Here is a 19,586-nt window from a genome sequence, read left to right on the forward strand (position 1 = left end):
AGCGCTCACTGCTCTGAGCAGCACTGCCTGATGCAACAGCAAGACCGCCGATCGTTGCCGACCGGCGGTCTTCGAGATTCGCACGCGTAGTAGTGGCTAAAGGTCCTTGTTGAGCGTCGCCAGGAACTCGTCGTTCGTCTGCGTCTTGGCAAGTCGACCCAAAACGAGCTCGGTTCCTTCCGTACCGCCCAGCATGGCCACCATGCGTCGCATGGTCCAGACCTGGCGCAGCTTGGAGTCCTCCAGCAGCAGCTCCTCGCGTCGCGTACCGGAGCGCTGGATATCGATCGCAGGATAGATTCTCCGCTCGGCCAGCTTGCGGTCCAGGTGGAGCTCCATGTTTCCGGTGCCTTTGAACTCTTCGTAGATGACGTCGTCCATGCGGCTGCCGGTGTCGATGAGACAGGTCGCGACAATCGTCAGGCTGCCGCCGCCCTCGATGTTGCGCGCAGCGCCAAAGAAACGCTTCGGCGGATAAAGCGCGACCGGATCGATACCACCGGAGAGCGTGCGGCCACTTGGCGGCACCGCCAGGTTATAGGCGCGCGCAAGACGGGTAATCGAGTCGAGCAGGATGACCACGTCGCGGCCACCCTCGACCAGCCGCTTGGCTCGCTCCAGCGCCATCTCGGCAACCTTGGTGTGATCCTCCACCGGCTCGTCGAACGTGGACGAGATGACCTCGCCATCGACCGAGCGGCGCATGTCGGTCACTTCCTCAGGGCGTTCGCCGATGAGGCAGACCATCAGATGCACGTCCGGGTTGTTGGTGGAAATGCCGTTGGCGATCGACTTCAGCAGCAAGGTCTTGCCGGCCTTCGGCGGCGAAACGATCAATCCGCGCTGACCGCGTCCAATCGGCGCAACGAGATTGAGGACGCGGGTGGAGAGAATGTTCGGTTGCGTCTCCAGGTCGATCAGCTCGAGGGGGAAGATGGGAGTGAGCGAATCGAACGCGGGACGCTTGCGGGCAGTTTCCGGATCGACGCCATTGACGGCCTCGACACGGAGCAAGCTGAAGAACTTCTCGTTGTCTTTTGGTGGACGAACCTGCCCCGACACGCGGTCGCCGGTGCGCAAGCCAAATCGGCGAATCTGCGACTGCGACACATAGATGTCATCCGGACCCGGCAGCAAGCGCGCGCCCCGCAAGAAGCCAAATCCATCTTCGATAATTTCGAGGATGCCGTCGCCGAAAACGGTGCCCTCGCGCTCGGTGCGCGCCTGAAGCAGCCGAATGATCAGGTCCGGCCGCTTGATGCGTGTGTAGCCCTGAACCTCGTATTCGCGCGCGAGCTCATACAACTGCTCTTCCGGCATCGTCTCCAGCTCGGAGACGATCAACGCCGGCCCGACATCTGGGCGCGGTTCGAGGCTCTCGTCGGCATACTCACGCGAGCGGTTGTCGCGGTTGCGACGATTGCCGCGGCCGCTGCGGCCCTCTCGCGAGCGTGACCGCCCGTTGCGGGTCCCGCCGTCTCGCTCACCCTCGGTGGCGGAACCGTTCTCGTCGACCGAACCGTTCGTCGCGTCGAACTCGACGACCGCTTCTTCTCCCCGCGGTCCTTCATGCGTCGCGACTGGAGTGTTCTCTTCCAGATCCATAAGGTTTTCTCCGTTATCGGACATACGGGTCTCCTCCTCAGGAGAGCCCAGCCTCGTCCGGAATACGCAATCCGGCGGGCATTACGATCAAGTAGAGGGGCGCCCGGGAGTCACGGGGCGCAGGTTTTGGGCACTTGGACAATGTGTTATCGACAACTGCATTGCGTTCAGTGGGATGCTCTTCGAGTCTGATGGCGCGCACCGATAGCCCGTCGGTACAAGCCGGAACATGATCCGCCGTTGCGGACTCGACTCCAGTAAGGAACCCACGCACAGGCAGGGGTATAGGTGCCTGTTGGGTAGTGAAAAGATTACCACACGGCGTTTTCACCGTCAAATTGTTGTGAGTTCTGGATGTCAGATATTCAGGTGTCCTCAAGTTCACCAACAGCGAAATGTGATGCAAGTTCGAGATATCGAGGTCAAGGGAGACGCCGATAAGGAGGTATGAGCCGCGGAACCGCCTCGGCTTCGGGTGGGCTGAGTTGCGCCGCAGCTACCGGCACGTGTCCCCTGTCCACGTTGCCGATCATCGACCAGTGTGGCGAAGCGTCCGAAGCTGATCCAGCTTCTCCATCCGGTGCTCGGCATCGATCTTGCGCACCGTTCCCGATGCGGAGCGCATGACCAGGGTTTGTGTTGTCGCGCCAGTGCTGGTCAAGTGGATCCCGCGCAGCAGTTCCCCGTCTGTGATGCCGGTTGCCGAGAAGAAGATGTTCCGTCCGCTCACCAGATCGCGGGTTGCGAACTTGCGGGAGATATCGATGTTGTCCCGCTCGACGATGGCTCGTTCCTCGTCGTTGCGAATCCAAAGTCGCCCCTGGATAGCTCCACCCACACAGGTCAGCGCCGCCGCGGCAACGACGGCTTCTGGCGCCCCGCCGATCCCCATGAGAACGTCCACGCCGGTGCCTGGAATCGCCGTCATGATTGCGCCAGCGACGTCTCCGTCGGGAATCAACTTGATTCGCGATCCAGCTTGGCGAACTTCGGCAATGAGCTCGGCATGCCGAGGCCGATCGAGAATGACGACCACGAGATCTTCGATTCGCTTGCGCAGTGCGCGAGAAATGCGTTCCAGGTTCTCCGTGGGGGAAAGATCGATATCGATCACGTCAGCCGCGTCGCGACCCACCGCGATCTTCTGCATGTAGGCAATGTCGGCACACGTGAACATGGCGCCGCGGTCAGCAAGCGCGACCACCGAGATCGCGTTCGGCATTCCGTTCGCCAGCAAACGGGTGCCATCGATCGGATCGACCGCGATATCGACCTTCGGCTCATGGCCAGTGCCAACCTGCTCGCCGACGTAGAGCATCGGCGCTTCGTCTTTGGCGCCCTCGCCGATCACGACCACGCCATCCATCTCGACTGAGCCGAGGAAGTAGCGCATGGCATCGACCGCCGCTTGATCGGCAGCTTCCTTGTCCCCTTTGCCCATCCATGCGGCTGATGCCAGCGCGGCCGACTCGGTCACCCGAGCAAGCTCGAGAGCCAGGTTTCTATCGATGACATCGGACATGCAGTTCCACCTCACCGTCGATGCTGGGCACGTGCTCTGTTCAGTTCAGGCAGTTTACTCGCCCTGACGATCGACACGAAGCCAATCGCGTGCCGCCATGCCGAGATCCGCAACCGGGCCGTGACGCACCGTGCATTCCGGGAGAGCGCGAATGAAGGTGGTCCCATAGCTCTTCGTGAAGATCCGGCTATCCAGGACGGCAACGATTCCACGATCGGAGGCGGTCCGAATCAGTCGCCCAAATCCTTGCCGGAACTTGAGCGCTGCTCTCGGCAGCGAGTACTGCTGGAATGGATGCTCGAACTGCTCGCTCCGAGCGGCAAACAGCGGATCGGTCGGGACATCGAACGGCAGCCGGGTGACGACCAATCCGCTCAACTCGTCCCCCGGAACATCGACACCCTCCCAAAATGCGGCAACCCCGAGCACGACCGTACGCGGATCGCGCTTCATTCGCTCCACGAGTTGGTTCGGCGATCCGTCGATGTCCTGCGCGAGCACAGAGATGCCTTTCGGACGCAATTCATCCCGCAGCCGCTGATGTACCCCGCGGATCGCGGCATGAGAGGTGAACAGCGCCAGTGTGCGCCCTCCGAGTGCATCGGCGAGTCCGCCGATCGCTTCCCGGACCGCTTCGAGGTAGTCGGCATGACGCGGGTCGGGAACATCGCGTGCGATATACAGCAATGTCGAGCGACGGTAGTCGAACGGCGAAGGCAACACCAGTTCGTCCGCGTCCTTGATTCCGAGTTGCTGGCGCATCAGGTGAAACGACCCCTGGCTTCGCAATGTCGCTGAGGCAAAGACCGTGCTGCTGCTTCGCGCCAGCAGTTCGTCGGCGATCAAATCGGCGATCTCGAGCGGAGCTCCGAAAACCGACGCCTCCGGAGAGTTCCGTCTCCCGGCAAGCCAGTAGACGAATCCCGGCTCGGGGTCAGCAACGACCGCCCGCAACCGCGATTGCATCTCCTCCAGTTCTCGCCGCCACATCGAGAGGTCCAGCAGCGCCGGCTCGATCTTTTCGAGCGCCCCGTCCTGACCCGCGGCATCGCCAAGTTCGCCGATCAACCAACGGCTGGATTGCATGATCTCCGCCAGGACGGCATCCAGCGATTCCCATGTCTCGAGCAGGAGTTGCCAATTCGGGAGGTCCCGCGTGGAATCGAGAATGCGGCGCGTCACGGCGTACTGGCCACTCTCGTCGCTCTCTTCCACGAATTGCGCGGCCGTCCTGAAGAAGCGCTCGGCCCAGTGCTTTCCGCGCTCCACGGACGTAACCGCACCGCGAAGAACCTCCAGCGCCTTGCGCGCGCTCGCCGGTTTCGCGTGCAATGCGCCCGTGCTCGATAGGGCTTCGACCGCACGGCCGCAACAACCGACGATCGAGGTGCCTTGCAGAACGGCGTAATCGCTCAACGCGCGGTCGACTCGTGGACCTGACACAGCGAAGCTGTACTGATTGGTGGCTACGGACTCGATGTGGTGCGCTTCGTCGATGATCAGCTTGTCGAGCGAGCCAAGCACCGTGTTCTCTTCGCCCAGGCTGGCGAAGAGCAGCGCGTGATTCATCACGATGATGTTCGCCCGCTGCGCCTCGAGCCGCGACCGATTGAAAAAGCAGCGGTTCCCAAAGGACGATCGGCATACGGTCTGCAGACAGTTGTCTGTGGTCGCCGAGAGCGTGCCAAAGGCGCGGTCTTCGGCAGGTGTCAGCGAAAGCTCGGATCGATCACCGCTGACGGTCGTTTCGAGCCAAATCGCAATCTTGATCTTGAGGCTGTCCATTGCGGCATCACTGCTCGGCGAGCGTGATTCGCTCATCCAGCGTCGCAAGCAGAGGTAATTGGAGCGTCCTTTCAGGGCCACTCCATGCACAGCAGATCCGCCGCACGCCTGCAGCGCCGCGGAGGCCAACGGCACGTCCTTGGTGACCAGTTGCTCCTGCAACCCGCGCGTGAACGTGGAAACGACGACCGGTTCGCCATGCTGCTGCGCCCATTGCGCTGCGGGCACGAGGTAGGCCAACGACTTCCCGATCCCGGTGCCGGCCTCCACGAGCAGCACGCCATCGTGCGCGAGCGTCTCGGCCACCGAATGCGCCATGCGCACTTGGCCATCCCGATGTTCGTACCCGGCAATGCTCTGAGCGAGTCCGCCGCCATCTCCAAACACCTTGTCGAGTGGAACGGCGTCACTCGGCGTCGACTTGCCGCGCGGCGATCGTTCTCTCGCGCCCCCACGCCCCGATCGCGGCGCGTTCTCCGTGGACGGTTCGTCGTCGGCCAAGTCGGCAGCTGTCGCGAACAGCTCATGCAGCTCGGGACGCCCGGAAAGCGCCCAGGTCTCCAGCTGGTGGAGAAACGGACCCCCTTGTCCGACGAGCCAATCGATCTTTCTGGCGACAAAGCGGGTCCGATCGAGGAACTGATCCCCGGTCGATTCGATCTCTTCGGTGGACGGAAAGAGCGCCGAGAACGCATCAAAGTCGATCGGGGAGAAAGCAACGAAGCCCTGCGGAACGAGTGCATTCTCGATACGCTCCGCTTCGGGCGCGATGACAACCAACCCTCGGAGCACGTGTCGAAGCTCGTCGAGCGAGAGACCGACGCCAATCTCCTCGATCTCGATGCTGTCTGGGCTAGAGAAGGTCGCGACTCTGAGCCCATTCGAGGCGCGGTCTTCGGCGAGGAACGCAAATGCGGGAACGGTCATCGTCGGTGGCTGTCCGTTCTAGGTCAGCCGGCCGAACCTGAGCTCTTCCGCCACCGAAACACTGAGCCCGAGCAGTTGGTAGATCCCGCGCGCGACGGGCTCCCGATCGATGTACTCGTCTTCCTTGTGCACGTTTCCGCCAGTTGTGAGCCCAATGCACACCGATGGAATTCCGCGGCTGATCGGGATGTTCGCGTCAGTGCTGGAGGCATCGCCGGTTGGGGTCAAACCCATCGATTCGAGAATGGCGCTGGCAATTCGGGTGATGCGCGAATTCGGCTCCACCTGGCCCGCAGGGCGCGCGCCGAGCAGCTCGACGTGGACCGAGATCTCTTTCCGCTTGCGCTTCAGGATCGTGGCGACTCGCCGATCGAGTGTCGTGAGTGCGTCGGCATCGACCGAGCGAAGGTCGATCAGGAAGGTGCAGCTCGGCGCGATCGTGTTGACCGAAATTCCGCCCTGAATCGTTCCGATATTCAACGTGGTTTTCGGGGAGCCCGGAAGTTCGATCTGGTCCAGTTCCCCAATGATGCCCGCGGCGGCCTGAATGGCATTTCGTTTGCCGAAATCGCCCCAGGAGTGCCCGCCGGGCCCCTCGACCGTGACCCGATACCGTTTGCTTCCCACCGCGATGTGCGTGACTCGGCCAAGGTTGTGGCCTTCGACTGCTATGACCGCGCCGACTTCGGGATGCGCGTCCATCACGGCAATCATGCCGCGCAGATTTCCCAACCCTTCCTCTCCGACATTGCCAGTGATGAGGAGATCGACATCGGGCCGCATGCCAGCAGCCTCCAGCATCGACGGTATCAACAACACCGCCGCGATGCCGAGACAATTGTCGCCAATACCCGGCCCATATGAGCGCTCCTGGTCATTCGAGATGACGAGCGGGGTGCCGATCGGAAAGACCGTATCCAGATGGGCCGCAATCAGGAGGCGCGGCTGCTCGGACAGTCCCTGCATCCGGCCAACAACATCGCCGATTTCATCGGTTTCGATCTGGTCGAACGGCAGCGACTCCATCATGCTGCGCACGACATCGGAGCGGCGCATCTCGTCGCCGGTCGGCGCTGGAACTGCGGCAAGTTCCTCTGCAAGCGCAAGCACGCGAGGCGCGAATTGCTCCGCAACCCGGTAGAGCGCGGCTCCGATGTCTCCGTGCACCACCGGAGTAAGCTGAGCGCTCCGCGCCATGAAGTGTCTTTCTACGAAGCTTGTGACAATCGACCAACGTGATTCGTGGGTGAGCCAAGTATATCCGACGGGTCATGAACTCCTGGAACAACGATGCGCCAGATCGCTTTCCAAGAGATACTTAGCAGTACGCGGACACGATCGGGTACGTGCGCGGTCGATAACGTCGCCAGCAATGCGGGCTGGCCGGGGGAAGCAGCATGAGCTATCACCGATACGATGCGGTGATCGTTGGCGCCGGTGGCGCCGGATTGATGACCGCTATTCAAATGGCGGGACGCGCGAATGTCGCGGTCGTCAGCAAGCTCTATCCTCCCCGATCGCACACCGGAGCCGCCCAGGGCGGGGTTGCCGCTGCGCTCGGCAACACCGAAGAAGACCACTGGGAATGGCACATGTTCGACACCGTGAAAGGTGGCGACTATCTGGTCGACCAGGATGCCGCTGCAATCCTGGCGCGTGACGCCATCGACGCGGTTTATGAACTCGAGCATATGGGTCTGCCGTTCAATCGCACGGCGGACGGGCTGATCGACCAGCGCCGATTCGGCGGTCACTCCCGCAACTTCGGCGAGGGCCCCGTGCGGCGCGCATGCTTCTCGGCCGACCGCACCGGCCACATGATCATCCAGACGCTCTATCAGCAGGGAATCAAGCACAACGTCACCTTCCGGGACGAAGAGTTCCTGCTGGATGTCCTCTTCAGCAAGGATGGCGAGTGCTGTGGCGTCGTGACCCGCGAGATGAAAACCGGCGAGATTCATGTGCTGCATTCGAAAGCGGTCATGATCGCCACTGGCGGGTTCGGGCGCGTCTTCAAGATCACATCCAACGCAATGGCGGGAACCGGCGACGGGATTGCGATCCCGTTCCGGCGTGGCGTGCCGGTCATGGACATGGAGTTCTACCAGTTCCATCCCACCGGACTCTACAAGCTCGGAATCCTCCTGTCGGAAGCGGCGCGTGGTGAAGGTGGCATCTTGCGCAACAACGAGGGCGAAGCCTTCGCGGCACGCTACGCCCCAACCATGAAAGACCTCGCCCCGCGCGATATGGTCTCCCGCTTTATCTATGAGGAGGTCAAGGCGGGTCGCGGGATCGACGGCAAGGACTACGTTCATCTGGACTTGAGCCACCTCCCGCCAGAGGTCATCGACGCCAAGTTGCCAGACGTGACCGATTTCGCGCGCACCTATCTCGGCGTCGAGCCAAAGAAAGAACCGGTGCCGATTCAGCCGACGGCCCACTACGCCATGGGCGGATTGCCGACCGATCTCGATGGGCGCGTCATCGCCGATGCGAACGGCACCGTGATTCCCGGCCTCTATGCCGCCGGTGAGTCTGCCTGCGTCTCGGTGCACGGCGCCAACCGGCTGGGAACGAATTCGCTGGTCGACCTGATCGTTTTCGGACGACGAGGCGGCCGCAGCATGCTCGAGTTCGTGCACAAGGCGTCACTGCCGGACATGCCCGAGAATCCCGATCTCTTTGCCCGGGAGCAGATTGCCGAGGTGCTTGCACGTCCCAAGGGTGAAAACCCGGCCGATATCCGCAGCCGGCTGCAGGAAGTGATGATGGACAAGGTTTCCGTCGTCCGAAACGCGGACGGCATGTCGGAAGCGCTGGCGGAGGTGAAGGACCTGCGCGAGGCGTACGCACGTGCCTCGGTGCAGGACAAAGGTGAGGTATTCAACACCGACCTTACCGAAGCGCTCGAACTGGGCTACATGATCGACCTCGCGGAGGCGATCGTCGTCGGCGCGCTCGCGCGTGAGGAGAGCCGGGGAGCGCACTATCGAACCGACTTCGAGAAGCGCGACGATGCCAACTGGCTTGCGCACAGCGTGATCACCAGGCGCGGTGATGAGCTGGAGCTGACGAAGAAGCCAGTGACCATCACGACATTCGAGCCGAAAGAGCGGGTCTACTAGGCGCAAGCCAGAGGAAAGGGACAGCCGGTGGAGGTCACGCTCCGAATCAAACGCTATAACCCCGAGATCGACGACAAGCCGGTCTTTCGGGAATACACCGTCGAAGCGGAAAAAACCGATCGCGTGCTCGACGCGCTCAACAAGGTCAAGTGGCACGAGGATGGCACGCTGACCTATCGGCGCTCATGCGCGCATGGAATCTGCGGTTCTGACGCCATGCGCATCAACGGCCGCAATCGCCTCGCCTGCAAGGTGCTCATGGGCGAGGTCGGCGACCGTGTCACGATCGAACCATTGCTCGGCTTCTCGGTCATCAAGGACCTGGTCGTCGACATGGACAGCTTCTTCGCCGGTTACAAGTCGATCAAGCCGTATCTGATCACGCACGACGAAGATCCTGCTGCCGAACGGCGACAGTCCCCGGAGGACCGGGACCGATTCGAAGACACGACCAAGTGCATTCTGTGCGCGTCGTGCACCACATCGTGCCCCATCACCTGGACCAACAAAGAATTTGTCGGACCGGCGGCAATCGTCAACGCTCATCGGTTCATTTTCGATAGCCGTGACCAGGGCGGGCGCGAACGGTTGCGCATTCTCAACCAACGCTCGGGAGTTTGGCGATGCCGTACCGTCTTCAACTGCACCGATGCTTGCCCGCGTGATATCGAAGTCACCAAGGCGATCGAGGAAGTGAAGCGCGCATTGCTGACCGAGACGTACTGAAATGGACAATCCATTCAGTTGGGACTACATGCGCACCGTTCCGGGACCCGATGAGGTCTTCGGCACGTTTTCCATCGCCTATCTCATTCTCTTCATCGCAGGGTTCATCGTCTCTATCGTCGTCTACAACGGATGGGCAAAGCAGTGGTTCGATGATCCGGTCCTGCACCGGATGGCACGCAAGTGGGCCGGTATCGCGATCGTGATCTTCGGTCTCGGACTGTTTTTCTTTCTGATTCGCTGGCTACAGATCAACCCGTTCGGATTCGCGCGGCGATTCTGGCTTTGGCTGACGCTGCTGGCAATCATCGTCTTGATCGTCTACGCGATTTGGGACTACAAGACCCACTATCCGGCGCTCAAGGCCCAATATGACGAACAGCAGCGTCGCCGGCAGTTTGCACGGAGCAGCGGTCACGCCGGAGCGAGCGCGGTGGCGCGGGAAAAGCCATATGCTGGCGCGGCCGACACGCGGCCGCCACGACCCGTAAGGCGACGTCGCCGGTAGGAAACCGAAGAGAAAATGAGAACGGTCCGCGGAACTCCCGCGGACCGTTGCTCATGTCCGATATCGAGGGGACTGGTCGTGCACCCTCTGTCGATCGGCGACCCTCCGGCTTTTCGGCGCTCGTTTGCTCCGGCGGGGCATCCCCGCGTCACCCGAGGCGATCCGCTTAAGGCTGCTACCTTCCGGTCCTGACCTGGTTCACAGTGCCTCGCCGCGCGGGACCCGGCCTTCAACACCACGTGGCGTCGCCAGTCCCACAGAGCCGGACCTCGAGAGGGAATTCGACCCCGCTAAGCGGGTTGCGGGTACAGGGCACCGCTAGCTCCCCATCTAGCACGACCAGCGGGAATTCTACCATCTGCGTTGGCTGCCCTACTCCGGCGGGAGCGGACCATCCGCCGGCCATTCGATCGGTTCGGGTCCCGGATCGGACATATCGGGAAAGTCGCGCAACCGGCGAAGCACCCGCACGGACAAATCGTCGTTCACTTGCACCTGGCACGACAGCCGCATCGACGGTGTCCGATCTTCCACGCGCGATAGTCGCGCAATTTCCGGTTCGGTCATGGGTCCTGGGTCGCCAGACAGGATTTCGACCCGGCACGTCGTGCAGCGCGCGTTGCCGCCACAACGATGCAAGATATCGATTCCCGCATCCTCGATCGCCAGCACCAGCCGGCGGCCCGGCTCGGTGACGATCGGTTCGGAGAAACCTTCCACGGTAACGACAGGCACTGTGCTCCCTCCCAGTAGCTCGACTGCCAATAGGTGTCCGGAAGCCTACCAAACGTTCGATCGTGTCGGGGAAGACAGAATCGTATACTTTGGCCAGTGACAGGAAAGACGTGGGTTGCACTGCCAGGGAGAACGTCCAACATGGTTATGAAGTACGTCAACTGGGCGCTTCGCCGGCAGGCGCAAGAGTCTGACACGCCACGCTGCCCGGACCACAAGATCGAAATGCGATTGCGTGGGATCATCGGACAGCCGGCGCGCTTCCGCTGGCAAACCGAAGAGGACTACACCTACATCTATTTCTGTCCGGTGGACAAGTGCAATCAGACCGTCGAGGTCATCCGCCGCAAGGCGCAGGTTCCCGGAGGCACCGATATTCCTGCCCGCCCGGTCTACGCGCGGCCGAACGACCGGTAACACGAATCAGCAACAAGAATCGAACGCTCGGACCCCGGCATGGCGCCGGGGTTCGCGCCATTCCTAACGATTTTCTCCCTGATAGATGCCCTGATACCCCACGTCGTCTGCGGTGGAGAGCTGGATGAACACCAGTTGCGCCACGCGCGCCCCACGTTGCACACGAAACCCGGCCGGATTGGACACCACGAGCAGTGACGTGGACCGTCCTGAATACCCGGCGTCCCAGACAGCAGTGTGGATCGCGACCCCGCTCCGGGTGAGGCTCGAACGCGGGCGCCCGAGCGCCATCAGGTCTTTGGGCAGACTGACCGTTTCCGCATAGGTGATGTGATAAGGACCTGGCGACAACACGAAAAACCCGTGCTCGTCGGGTTCGATCGGTTCGAGGTCGGGCAAGACTCGATCGGCGTTGTCGACTCCAATCGTACCGGCGCCTGCAAACCCGCGCACTTCCGCCAGCGTCAGATCGAAACCATTCGCCTGAACCTGGGAATCCAGATCAGCGAAATCGCTGAAGAGCGGCGAATCCGACTCGATTAGCGCGCGAATCTCCTTCGAGCTAAGAACCGCTCCCAATTCCTGTCCCCCTCTTGTCGATTGTCCGATATCCCGAACGATGATACTGTAGTGGTGCATAGTCAATACTTGGCTACTCGGGTACTGGCCATGCGATACGCGAAGGAGCGTGCAGCACGTGCAGACAATCCAGATTCAACCCAGGAGCGCAGTTTCCGCGCCATCAGGCTCACCCAGGGGCGCGTTCGACGCCTATGGACGCCAGATGACCTATCTGCGCATCTCGCTGACCGATCGATGCAACTTCCGCTGTGTCTATTGCATGCCGGCAACAGGCATGAAGTTCCAGCCACGGGAAGAGTTGCTGACGGATGAAGAGTTGTTGCGCCTCGTCGGTCTCTTCGCGCAATCCGGTTTCACCAAGCTCCGGCTTACCGGCGGCGAGCCGACGATTCGCCCACACGTCGAAGATCTCATCCGGGAGATGAAGGCGTTCCCCGGCATCGAGGAAATCTCGATGACGACGAACGGTCTGCTCCTCCCGCGCATGGCGGCGGATCTTCGCGAGGCCGGACTCGACCGTATCAATGTCTCGATCGACACGCTCGATCCGGTGCGATTCAAGTTCATGACGCGTGGCGGCAGACTCGATCTGGTGCTCGCTGGCATCGAAGAGGCAGAACGCGTCGGCATCGGACCCATCAAGCTCAACACGGTGGTCGTCCGCGGCCAGAACGAGCAAGAAGTCATCGATATGGCCGCGCTCAGCATCGACAAACCCTGGGAGGTGCGCTTCCTCGAGATCATGCCGATGGAAGGCGTCGGGATGGTCTACGATGAGGGTCTGGTCACGACTGAAGAAACCAAAGCGCGGCTCGAATATCACTATGGAGCGCTGAGACCAGTCGATTCGAACCCATCTGACCCGGCACGGCTCTGGCAATTGCCCGGCGCTCGCGGCACGATTGGATTCATCTCTCCGGTATCGGAGCCGTTCTGCCAGTTCTGCAATCGTGTACGGTTGACCGCGGATGGCAAGCTGCGCCTCTGCCTCTTGCGGAACGATGAGATCGACTTCCGCGAGGAAATGCGCAATGGAGCCTCCGACGAAGCGTTGCTCCTTCGATTGCGCGCGGGTATCTGGCGCAAACCCTGGGGCCACGGTCTGGCAGAAGGGGATCTGAACATTGGTCGAGGAATGTCACAAATCGGCGGATAGCGACAGGGCGCCCTTGCGGCGCATGATGATCCGCTTCGACCTTCCGCCCGGCGTGCTCGAATCTTTCCAGGCCGAGTTTCCTTCCATCGAATTCATTCAGGCGCCAGACGCGTTTCACGCACCGACACCGCTTGGGGATGTCGACGCCGTCGTTACCTGGGCATTGTCTCCCGCAGAAATCGACGCCGCGCCCAATTTGCGCTGGGTGCAATGGATCGGCGCTGGTGTCGACCATGCCCCGCTCGATGCGCTTCAGGCGCGCGGGATCCTTCTCACGAACAACCGCGGCGTTCACGCCAACAACATCGCCGAGCATGTGATCGGCATGATGATCGCCATCGCGCGCAACTTCCCGCGCCTGGTGCACGCGCAGGACGAGCAGCACTGGTCGCTCGACGATGACCACTTCACGGTGAGGGAGCTGTCGGGCTCGCGCGCGCTCATCCTTGGCGCGGGGAACATTGGTCGGGCGCTCACCACCAAAGCGCTCGGCATGGGGATCGAGGTCGAGGTTGTGGGGCGAAACCGCCGCGCAACGTTCATCGAAGGGGTGCGGTATCACACGATCGATGAGCTCGATGCCGCGCTACCGAATGCCGACCATGTGGTGATTGGCATACCGCTCACCCCCGAGACCCTGAATCTGTTCGACGCCCGACGTCTCGCTCTGATGAAACGTGGGGCAGTCATCTACAACGTCGGGCGCGGCCCGATTTTGAACACCGACGCGCTGATCGAGGCGCTCGAGTCCGGCCATCTCGGTGGCGCCGGAATCGACGTCTCCGATCCTGAACCGTTGCCCAAAGGACATCGCCTCTGGTCGGCCCCGAACGTCTTCATCACGGGTCACACATCCGGGCGGACTCCGTACTATTGGCAACGTGGAGGGCGAATCCTGCGCGCGAACATCGCCCACTATCTTGCGGGAGAACCGCTCGAGAACCTCGTCGACTACGATCTCGGCTACTGAACCAGGAGCGCGATCTCTTCCTGAGTGAGCAGCCTGGCGCCGGGCGCGAACGAAAGCGGCACGATCTCCGCATCCGCGCGCTCGTCCTGAAAGAACTCCTCGACCGCGCGACGTAACGCGTCCAGCGCATCACGCTGCAGGAGCGCAAGCGCGGAACCGCCCTCCCTCCGCCCATCATGCGCGCGCCCACAACCCCAGGGACCGATTTCATTACCGCCACCAGAGCCTCGACCTGCGGGTGGCTGATGGCATAGTCCCCGGCAGATGATGCTCCTGAGGCATTCATCAATTCACCAAAGGCTGTCCAGTCGCGGTTTCCCATGGCCGCCTCGCCGGCATTCACGCGCTCGATCTCGGTCGCCACATGACGTGCGCGCGCGTCGAGCGGGGCTGGCAACGCACCGATCTCCAGCGCTTCGAGATCGGCCAGCGACACACTCGCCAGATTGCCGATCGGCCGGTTCCAATGCCTCTCCAGGAGCGCGACGGCCTCGGCGCATTCACGAACCCGCTCCGGATACGACGACGTTCCGAGTGTCCGCTCGACGCGAGACCCGACCACGACAAAGCAGTAGTCGCCCAGATCGGGAGCGATCGATGTCGTTCCCTCTGGCCCCTCATAGCGAATGACCTGCCCGAACACCGACGCGGCTTGATCCATCGTGCCACACGGCACGCCCGTCCAGTTTTCGGCAGCCTGAGCGTCGTACACGAGCTCGGCGCCATCCGGAGGATCCTGGTTCAGCACCAGCGAAAGCGCCACACAGAACGCCGCTGAGGAACTCATTCCCGAGCCAATGGGGACCGACGTCGCAACCACGGCGCGTCCGGTACGAATGTCCCGGCCCTTCGCGTGCGAACGGGCAATTGCCCCCAGCACGAAATCGCTCGCAGTTGGTGAACCAGGACTCGCTGGCGTCAACGCCTGTTCGCTCGGATCGATGGCCACCTGTCCCTCACCCGGAAAATCGGCGAAGAGAACGGCCAGCTCGTCGGCGTCATCGGAGAGAACGACCGTCGCGCGATCGACGGCAGCCGCAAGCACCGGGCCACCGTTGTAGTCGACATGGTTGCCAAGTATCTCGATCCGGCCAGGAGCAACGGCAACCCGGGTGGGCGACCAGTCTGGCCCCCAGGTTGCGCGGGCAGCGGCAAGCGCTCGCTCGGCCGTCACCTGAAGATCGGTTTCGTAGGACGACACCATGATCTCTCTCGTTTGGCGGATCACCGCCGCATCTGCACCACTTTGTACGCCTCAGCCAGCTCGAAATCCTGACCGGCGGCAACTTCGGCGTTTCGCTCACGCACCCGATTCGCCATTTCCACTCCGTCGCCCACCTGGGAACCATGTTCCTTGAGGGAAGCGATCTTGGTGTCGAACGTTTCTGTGATGTCCACGACCAGGTCGGGATGCTCGGCGTTGAAGAACCAGATTTCCGCCGTTTTGTGCGGCTCCAGTCCGTCAGCCAAATGCTCCGGGAAATAGTGAGGATCGCGGGCGGTTGGGTAGACCGCATCGATCGCAGCGAACCCGCACGCGCGATGGTCCGGATGCAACGCATACGGTCGATATGGATCGTGGCTCACGATGACGTCTGGCTTGAACGTTCTGATCTGCCGCACGATCTTCTCGCGGAGCGCAAGATCGGGAACCAGCTCGCCATCCGTGCACCGGAGATAGACGACCTCGGCCACCCCCAGAACATCGGCCGCATTGCGCTCTTCAACCTCACGGCCAGATGCCAACTGATCGCCGGGAATGCTCGAATCTGGCGTGCCCTTGTCTCCCGACGTCACCTGGATGATGACGACCTTTTTCCCCTTGGCAGTCAGTCGGGCGATCGTTCCTGCCGATGAAAACTCCGCGTCATCGGGGTGAGCAACGACCCACATGTAGGTATCCCATTCGTCCCATCGTGGTGTGTCGGTCATCGTAGAAACATCCGCTCCTCTATGAACCCTGTCAATCGATTGACAACGACGAGACGGTTTCGAACAGCCGTTCCCGTTCGATGTCGATCTGCTCGCCGGTGACGAGATTCTTCACCGCCACGACGCCGCGTTCGGTCTCGTTCGGACCCAGAATGGCAGCCAGCCGGATTCCCCGCCGGCCAGCGTATTTCAACTGCTCTCCGAGGCTCTTGCCTTCCAGCAACGACAGGTCGGTCTTGATGCCAACCTGTCGCAATTCTGTTGCCAGCCTGGCGGCAACGCCGAGATTGCGGTCGATGACCGGAACGAAGACCTGCGCGACTGCTGTAGGAATCGGCATCGTCCCGTGCTCGCGCACGACCTCGATGATGCGCTCCAACCCAAGCGATACGCCGGTTGCCGATACGTGCCTGCTACCGAAGGCGCCAATCAGCCCCTCGTAGCGGCCGCCACCGGCCACCGATCCGACCTTCGGCTCGGTGACCTTGGCCTCGAAGACTGGCCCCGTGTAGTAGTCGAGTCCGCGTGCCAGTGTGAGGTCGAAGACAGCCTTCGCTGGCGGCACACCCATTTGCTCGAGCAGTTGGAAGAGCTCGGTCATCTCGGCAAGCGCTCCCTGGGCAATTGCGTCGGATTCCATCCGGCTACTCAGCTCCGTCAGCACATCTCCGGTCGCGCCGGTGAGGGAAATGGTGTCCAACACGCGATCTGCGGCCGCGCTCTCGATTCCCCCTTCGATCATCTCGGTCCGGACGCCATCGGCGCCGATCTTGTCCAGCTTGTCGACCGAACGGTAAACGGTCGCGGCCTGCATCTCGGGTACGCCCGATGCCACCGCAATCCGTTCCAGGATGCGCCGATGACTGATCTGCACGGTCGAGTTGTCGAGCCCGACGGCAGCCAACCCGTCGGTCAGCACAGAGATGATCTCCGCGTCGGCGGTCATCGAATCGACACCGGCAATATCGGCGTCACATTGCCAAAACTCACGGAATCGCCCGCGCTGCGGCCGGTCGGCCCGCCACACCGGCGCGACATGGTAGCGCTTGAATGGGAAGATGATCTCCGATTGGTGCATGGCGACCACCCGCGCCAGCGGGACTGTCAGGTCATAGCGCAACCCAACTCGCCGTCCGCCATGATCCTCGAAGGCGTACATCAGCTTTTCGTTCTCTCCGGCCTTGCCGGTGAGCACCTCGATGTATTCGATTGCCGGGGTGTCGAGCGGATCGAATCCATGCCGCTCGAAGACATCCTTGAATCGCCGGATGATCTCCTGGCGGAGAATCATCTGTTCAGGCAGGTAATCCCGAAACCCCTTCAGAATCGATGGTTTTCGTGTGGCGTCGCTCACAATCCCTTACTTTCGAATCTCATAGACGACATGCGCGATTTCTGGAAGAATCAGGCGTTCCATGGCGAGCCGGATGCCGTTGCGTGATCCTGGCAACGAAAAGACCGCGGTCGATCCGATTGCGCCGGCAGTCGCGCGTGAGAGCATCGCCGCCGAACCGATTTCCTCGAAGCTCAACATGCGAAAGAGCTCGCCGAATCCATCGATCGTTCGATCGAGAATCGACGTCACCGCATCGTACGTTACATCTCTGCGCGCGATCCCGGTGCCACCGGTGGAAATCACCGCGTCGATCGCCGGGTCGGCCACCATGTCCAGCACCGCATTGACGATCCGCTCCCGATCGTCGACAACGATCGCGCGAGCGCCGACGCGATGCCCAGCAGCTTCGATCATCTCGACCAACAGCGAGCCACCAGTATCGTCTGCCAGCGTCCGCGTGTCGCTAACGGTCAACACGCCAATGCTGAGCGACGATTCTGCGGCTGCACGATGTTGCTGAACAGATTCGCTCATTGCCATTTCGGCATGATACGAGAGAACGATCCCGGCTCACCCAAACTGCGCGGCGTTTGCGATATGGGCAATGCGAACCACCCGTCCGTCGCGATCGAGCGTGATGGCGACCAAATCGATCCGCCAGATTGCATCGTCGATCTCGGGATGGTCCGCCAGGTACCACTCTGCAGCGACCGCCAACCGACGCGCTTTCTCTGTGGTGAGCGACTCCTCGGCTGCGCCACGCGCGGCGCCCACCCGAGTCTTGACCTCGACGAACACCAGCTCTTCCCCATCCCACATCACCGCATCGAGCTCGCCGAACTGACAGCGCCAATTGCGTTCGATCAGGCGGAGACCGCGTCGCTGCAGTTCCGCGATGGCGAGTTGCTCGCCATTGCGTCCGGTCGTGAGGTGCCTCGCCGTTAGCGGCCGTTCAGGCATTCCTGCACCGGTCGAAAGGAACGGCGATGGAACGACGCAGGACCATGCCTTCGCAAGGCGCCCAAATGAGCAGGTGTTCCATACCCGACGTGCTGATCGAGTCCGTAGCGACAATCGGTTTCGTGCAGCGCAATCATCAACCGATCCCGCGTCACCTTTGCCACGATCGACGCTGCGGCAATAGAGAGGCACTGCGCGTCACCGTCGATCAGTCCCACTTGCGGCATGCCGAGGTCGGTCGTGAATGCGTCGAGCAACAGCGCCTGGGGCTCGACACCCAATGCGAAAACCGCTCGCTCCATTACTAACCGGTTCGCCGCGGTCATCCCGACCGCATCGAGTTCTCTGCACTCCACCATGCCGATGCCAATGCTCGAGGCGCATGTCTCGATCACGCAGAGCGAGGCTTCTCGTGTATCGCGAGTCATGGTTTTCGAATCACGCACGCAGCGCTCGATGGCCTCCCGGTGCGAGCGGCGGTCGATGGTTGCCGGCTCGAAAATGACGGCGGCCGCCACCAACGGACCCGCCAGCGCTCCACGCCCGACCTCATCGACACCGGCGACCAAGTGGTAGCCCGTGCGCCAAAAGGCTCGCTCCCAGTGAAACCGGCTGACCGGCACGGAAAACTCCTGGCACAAAGAAAACGGGCGTGGAACACTCCACGCCCGCGATTCTACGTTGTTTTGGAATGGGGTTAGGAGGCCGTCTCGTCCTCGGCAACGGTTTCGCCCGCGGCCTCGGCATCTTCTGCGGCCAACACCACCGGGTCGACCAGCTCGGCGCTCTCTTCCGACATCACCCCTTCATCCACCGCAGTGGCCACCAGATCGGTGTCGTCCATTGGCGTCTCTTCGACTGCCAGCGGCTCCTCGACCAGCGCGGCCGGTGGCGCAATCACCCGGTTGGGGCGTCGGCGCTCCTTGATGCGGGCGGCCTTGCCAGTCAGATCTCGCAGGTAATAGAGCTTGGCGCGCCGCACCTTGCCGCTGCGCATCACCTCGATCTTCTCGATGCGCGGCGAATTGATCAGGAACGTTCGCTCGACGCCGATGCCGTGCGAGGCGATGCGGCGCACGGTGAAGTTCTCGTTCACACCGCCGGAGCGGCGGCGGATGACCACGCCCTCGAAGACCTGGATTCGCTCGCGATTTCCTTCGACGACCTTCGCATGCACGCGGACGGTGTCGCCAGCGCCGAACTGCGGAAGAAATGCCTTCAGTTGCTCCTTCTCGAGCTCCTGAATGATCTGCGCGGTCATGTGCGTACTTCCTGACTGTAATGACCCAAACTGGGC

General features: G+C 61.9%; 17 protein-coding genes, 1 other RNA gene and 2 pseudogenes. 6 read left to right on the forward strand and 14 right to left on the reverse strand.

All coding sequences use genetic code 11. The features are described 5' to 3' along the window. Window positions 1-96: 96 nt before the first annotated feature. The 4 genes from rho to R2855_14375 form a co-directional block, all read right to left on the reverse strand. Window positions 97-1,344 (reverse strand): transcription termination factor Rho, encoded by a 1,248-nt coding sequence (gene rho / locus R2855_14360; protein MEZ4532187.1) that lies wholly within the window; start codon window positions 1,342-1,344, stop codon window positions 97-99. Window positions 1,345-2,134: 790 nt separating this feature from the next. After that, window positions 2,135-3,127: a class II fructose-bisphosphatase gene (gene glpX / locus R2855_14365; GenBank protein ID MEZ4532188.1), complete on the reverse strand. Its 993-nt coding sequence runs from the start codon at window positions 3,125-3,127 to the stop codon at window positions 2,135-2,137. Between the two features lie 54 nt (window positions 3,128-3,181). After that, complete coding sequence (locus R2855_14370) at window positions 3,182-5,839, reverse strand: helicase C-terminal domain-containing protein (protein MEZ4532189.1); 2,658 nt, start codon at window positions 5,837-5,839, stop codon at window positions 3,182-3,184. A gap of 18 nt (window positions 5,840-5,857) precedes the next feature. Further along, complete coding sequence (locus tag R2855_14375) at window positions 5,858-7,036, reverse strand: M20/M25/M40 family metallo-hydrolase (GenBank protein ID MEZ4532190.1); 1,179 nt, start codon at window positions 7,034-7,036, stop codon at window positions 5,858-5,860. Window positions 7,037-7,236: 200 nt separating this feature from the next. Here R2855_14375 and sdhA point away from each other — a divergent pair, with 200 nt between their 5' ends. From sdhA to R2855_14390, 3 genes are read left to right on the forward strand one after another with little or no spacing between them, the layout of a single operon-like run. Then, complete coding sequence (gene sdhA, locus R2855_14380) at window positions 7,237-8,967, forward strand: succinate dehydrogenase flavoprotein subunit (protein MEZ4532191.1); 1,731 nt, start codon at window positions 7,237-7,239, stop codon at window positions 8,965-8,967. Between the two features lie 27 nt (window positions 8,968-8,994). Beyond that, window positions 8,995-9,693 carry a succinate dehydrogenase iron-sulfur subunit gene (locus tag R2855_14385; protein MEZ4532192.1) on the forward strand — a complete coding sequence of 233 codons (699 nt, stop codon included), beginning with the start codon at window positions 8,995-8,997 and terminating at the stop codon, window positions 9,691-9,693. Between the two features lies 1 nt (window position 9,694). Continuing rightward, entirely contained in the window at window positions 9,695-10,201 is a 507-nt protein-coding gene (locus R2855_14390) for a hypothetical protein (protein ID MEZ4532193.1), read from the forward strand. A gap of 76 nt (window positions 10,202-10,277) precedes the next feature. Here R2855_14390 and ffs read toward each other — a convergent pair. Together ffs and R2855_14400 are read right to left on the reverse strand one after the other, a co-directional pair. Beyond that, an RNA gene (gene ffs, locus R2855_14395) (signal recognition particle sRNA large type) lies at window positions 10,278-10,540 on the reverse strand. Window positions 10,541-10,573: 33 nt separating this feature from the next. Continuing rightward, window positions 10,574-10,936, reverse strand: coding sequence for a 2Fe-2S iron-sulfur cluster-binding protein (locus R2855_14400; protein MEZ4532194.1), 363 nt, complete (start codon window positions 10,934-10,936; stop codon window positions 10,574-10,576). Between the two features lie 141 nt (window positions 10,937-11,077). On the opposite strand from R2855_14400, the gene R2855_14405 reads away from it, so the two are divergent. Next, window positions 11,078-11,353, forward strand: a complete 276-nt coding sequence (locus R2855_14405; protein MEZ4532195.1) for a hypothetical protein — start codon at window positions 11,078-11,080, stop codon at window positions 11,351-11,353. A gap of 63 nt (window positions 11,354-11,416) precedes the next feature. On the opposite strand, the gene R2855_14410 is transcribed toward R2855_14405, so the two are convergent. Then, complete coding sequence (locus tag R2855_14410) at window positions 11,417-11,932, reverse strand: deoxyuridine 5'-triphosphate nucleotidohydrolase (GenBank protein ID MEZ4532196.1); 516 nt, start codon at window positions 11,930-11,932, stop codon at window positions 11,417-11,419. Between the two features lie 118 nt (window positions 11,933-12,050). On the opposite strand from R2855_14410, the gene moaA reads away from it, so the two are divergent. Beyond that, window positions 12,051-13,091 (forward strand): GTP 3',8-cyclase MoaA, encoded by a 1,041-nt coding sequence (gene moaA / locus R2855_14415; GenBank protein ID MEZ4532197.1) that lies wholly within the window; start codon window positions 12,051-12,053, stop codon window positions 13,089-13,091. 22 nt (window positions 13,092-13,113) lie between these two features. Then, complete coding sequence (locus R2855_14420) at window positions 13,114-14,061, forward strand: D-2-hydroxyacid dehydrogenase (protein MEZ4532198.1); 948 nt, start codon at window positions 13,114-13,116, stop codon at window positions 14,059-14,061. 175 nt (window positions 14,062-14,236) lie between these two features. On the opposite strand, the pseudogene R2855_14425 reads toward R2855_14420, so the two are convergent. The 7 genes and pseudogenes from R2855_14425 to rplS all read right to left on the reverse strand — a co-directional run bounded on the left by R2855_14425 (window position 14,237) and on the right by rplS (window position 19,550). Further along, a pseudogene (locus R2855_14425) lies at window positions 14,237-15,265 on the reverse strand (galactokinase family protein). A gap of 20 nt (window positions 15,266-15,285) precedes the next feature. Then, complete coding sequence (locus R2855_14430; protein ID MEZ4532199.1) at window positions 15,286-15,993, reverse strand: PIG-L deacetylase family protein; 708 nt, start codon at window positions 15,991-15,993, stop codon at window positions 15,286-15,288. 31 nt (window positions 15,994-16,024) lie between these two features. Continuing rightward, window positions 16,025-17,347 carry a histidine--tRNA ligase gene (gene hisS / locus R2855_14435; protein MEZ4532200.1) on the reverse strand — a complete coding sequence of 441 codons (1,323 nt, stop codon included), beginning with the start codon at window positions 17,345-17,347 and terminating at the stop codon, window positions 16,025-16,027. Window positions 17,348-17,353: 6 nt separating this feature from the next. Further along, complete coding sequence (locus tag R2855_14440) at window positions 17,354-17,863, reverse strand: MogA/MoaB family molybdenum cofactor biosynthesis protein (protein ID MEZ4532201.1); 510 nt, start codon at window positions 17,861-17,863, stop codon at window positions 17,354-17,356. A gap of 36 nt (window positions 17,864-17,899) precedes the next feature. Continuing rightward, entirely contained in the window at window positions 17,900-18,289 is a 390-nt protein-coding gene (locus R2855_14445; protein MEZ4532202.1) for a YraN family protein, read from the reverse strand. After that, the gene (locus R2855_14450) at window positions 18,271-18,912 is read right to left on the reverse strand and encodes a ribonuclease HII (protein ID MEZ4532203.1); all 642 of its coding nucleotides are present in this window, start codon (window positions 18,910-18,912) and stop codon (window positions 18,271-18,273) included. The genes R2855_14445 and R2855_14450 overlap by 19 nt, the downstream gene beginning before the upstream one ends. A gap of 287 nt (window positions 18,913-19,199) precedes the next feature. Further along, a pseudogene (gene rplS, locus R2855_14455) lies at window positions 19,200-19,550 on the reverse strand (50S ribosomal protein L19). Window positions 19,551-19,586 lie beyond the last annotated feature (36 nt).

This window comes from Thermomicrobiales bacterium (genome assembly GCA_041390825.1).
Lineage (GTDB): Bacteria > Chloroflexota > Chloroflexia > Thermomicrobiales > UBA6265 > JAMLHN01.

Coding starts and splice junctions, on each gene's coding strand:
- glpX (MEZ4532188.1), bottom strand. CDS start 3,127: ATGTCCGATGTCATCGATAGAAACCTGGCTCTCGAGCTTGCTCGGGTG.
- R2855_14370 (MEZ4532189.1), bottom strand. CDS start 5,839: ATGACCGTTCCCGCATTTGCGTTCCTCGCCGAAGACCGCGCCTCGAAT.
- R2855_14375 (MEZ4532190.1), bottom strand. CDS start 7,036: ATGGCGCGGAGCGCTCAGCTTACTCCGGTGGTGCACGGAGACATCGGA.
- sdhA (MEZ4532191.1), top strand. CDS start 7,237: ATGAGCTATCACCGATACGATGCGGTGATCGTTGGCGCCGGTGGCGCC.
- R2855_14390 (MEZ4532193.1), top strand. CDS start 9,695: ATGGACAATCCATTCAGTTGGGACTACATGCGCACCGTTCCGGGACCC.
- R2855_14405 (MEZ4532195.1), top strand. CDS start 11,078: ATGGTTATGAAGTACGTCAACTGGGCGCTTCGCCGGCAGGCGCAAGAG.
- R2855_14420 (MEZ4532198.1), top strand. CDS start 13,114: ATGATGATCCGCTTCGACCTTCCGCCCGGCGTGCTCGAATCTTTCCAG.
- R2855_14430 (MEZ4532199.1), bottom strand. CDS start 15,993: ATGACCGACACACCACGATGGGACGAATGGGATACCTACATGTGGGTC.
- R2855_14440 (MEZ4532201.1), bottom strand. CDS start 17,863: ATGAGCGAATCTGTTCAGCAACATCGTGCAGCCGCAGAATCGTCGCTC.
- R2855_14445 (MEZ4532202.1), bottom strand. CDS start 18,289: ATGCCTGAACGGCCGCTAACGGCGAGGCACCTCACGACCGGACGCAAT.